Annotated in this window: 1 protein-coding gene; it reads right to left on the bottom strand. The window is 64.9% G+C overall.

The window, feature by feature from the left end:
* Positions 1 to 2,168: condensation domain-containing protein (locus AC1RMD_RS31170; RefSeq protein ID WP_492932741.1), on the bottom strand; the 2,168-nt coding region annotated here is incomplete at both ends.

The following is a 2,168-nucleotide window of genomic DNA, read 5'->3' as shown; positions in this document are numbered from 1 at the left end:
CCGCCCGCTTTGAGCGTCGCCAACAGTGCAACCACCATCGCCACGCTGCGCTCCAGGCACAGCGCGACGCGCACGTCGGGGCCGATGCCGAGACCGCGCAGATGGCGCGCCAGGCGGTTCGCCTGGGCATTCAGTTCCGCATAACTCACTTGCTGGTCTTCGAACACCAGCGCCACCGCGTCCGGCGTGGCCGCGACTTGCTGTTCGAACAGCTCGTGGATGCAGCCTTGTTGCGCATACTCGACGCGGGTGTCATTCCATCCCAGCAGCACCTGCTCGATTTCATTCGCAGGCAACACGCCGAGCGTGCGTACCGGAGTCCCTGGCGAGCTTTCCAATGCCGTCACCAGTTGCTCCAGCGCGGTGTGCAGGTAGGCGCAGATGCGCTCCGCATCCACGCCGGCGCTCACTTGCGCCGTCAACCGGAACCCGGTTCCAAGGTCGTCGACCGACAGCGTCAGCGGATAGTTGGTCCGTTCTTTGTCGGACAGCACTGCCATACCATCCCAGGCGGAGCCCGTCCGCTCCCCGCCAGCCGAATGACGGAAGTTAAACAACGCAGAAAACAGCGGCGTAGGCGCCGCCACGCCACTGCAGCGTTGCGCCAACGACAGCGACGCATGTTCGTGGCGCATCAGGCCTGCCAACCGCGCATGGGTCGCCAGCACGCTCTCGCGTACCGATTGCACACCCACATCCAGCCGCAACGGCAGCGTATTGATGAACATACCCAGCGTGCGGTCCGCACCGGCGCCGCCCTGCATCCGGCCGAACAGCACCGTGCCGAACACCACCGCCTCGCGGCCCGATGTTTTCGACAATACCTGCGCCCAAGCCAGGTGCAGCATGGAGGCCGCGCTCACGCCCAGGCTGCGCGCCTGCTCGCGGATACGGATCGCCAATGCCGCATCCACTTCCCGATGCGCCTCGCCGATCAGGCTGCCGTCGCCCTGCACGTCGAGCAGGCCGAACGGCGCCGTGGTCTCGTCGATGTCGGACAGCATGTCGCGGAAGAAGCCTTCGTGCTCTTCCTGCGATACGCCCAGTCGTGCCTGTGCCACATAGTTACGGAATGGCAGTGCCGGCGCCAGCGCTTCGCCTTGCAGCGTCGCCTGGATTTCATCGATCAGGATTTCCATCGTCGTGTGATCGATCGCCAAGTGGTGCGCGAGGATCTGCAGCAGCCAACGATCTTGCACCGGATCGTGCGCGTAGAAGCCGCGCATCAGCGGCGCCTCGCGCACGTCGATGCGGTAGTGGCGTGGATCGTAGCGCTCCGACAGCTGCTCTGCGACGTCGCCCTTGTCCATCAAAACCTGCTCCACCTGCAGCGGCGCCTGGCGCCAGACCACTTGCAAGGCGGACTCCAAGCCTTCCCACAGCACGGCAGTGCGCAGGATGTCGTGGCGTGAAATCACCGTTTGCAAGGCGGTCAGGAAACCGTCCAGCCGTTCGCGGCTGTCAAAGCTGATCAGGCTAGGCAACAGGTACGCATCGCCGTTCTTGCTCATAAGGTGATGGAACAAGATCCCTTCCTGCAACGGGGCCAGCGGATAGATATCCTGGATGTTGGCCGCGCCGCCCGGTACCTGGGCCGCCACGCGGTCGATCTGCTCCTGTGTCAGGTTGATCAATGGCAGCATCGATGGCGTGATGTGTTCACAGCCATCGGCGATGCCGTTCGCCGGCACCACCACTTCGTGACCGCCTTGCCCCACCGCCGCCGCCAATTGGGCGATGCTTGGGGTGCTGAACAAGGCACGCACGTCGGCCTGCAGACCGGCCTGGCGCATGCCTTCGATCAGGCTGACCGCCAACAACGAATGGCCGCCCAGTTCGAAGAAGTTATCGTGACGGCCGATCGTTTCACGTTGCAGCACCTTGGACCAGATCGCCGCCAGCGCTTCCTCGGTCTCGCCTTGAGGTGCTTCATACTCGCGCCGCACATAGGCGTCGCTGTCCGGCGCCGGCAGCGCCTTGCGGTCCAGCTTGCCGTTTGACGTCAATGGCAGCGCCGCCAACAACACGAACGCCGACGGCACCATGTAATCGGCCAGCTCGGCCGACAGCGCCGCGCGCAGCTCCGCCGCGTCCGGCGTGTAGCCGTCGCGTGCCACCACGTACGCTACCAGGCGCTTGCCGCCAGCCTGGTCTTCACGCGCCAGCAC

The organism is Duganella sp. GW822-FHT06D06, assembly GCF_058799615.1.
Note: the sequence above shows the minus strand (reverse complement) of the source record. Positions and strands in the feature narration are given on the sequence as shown.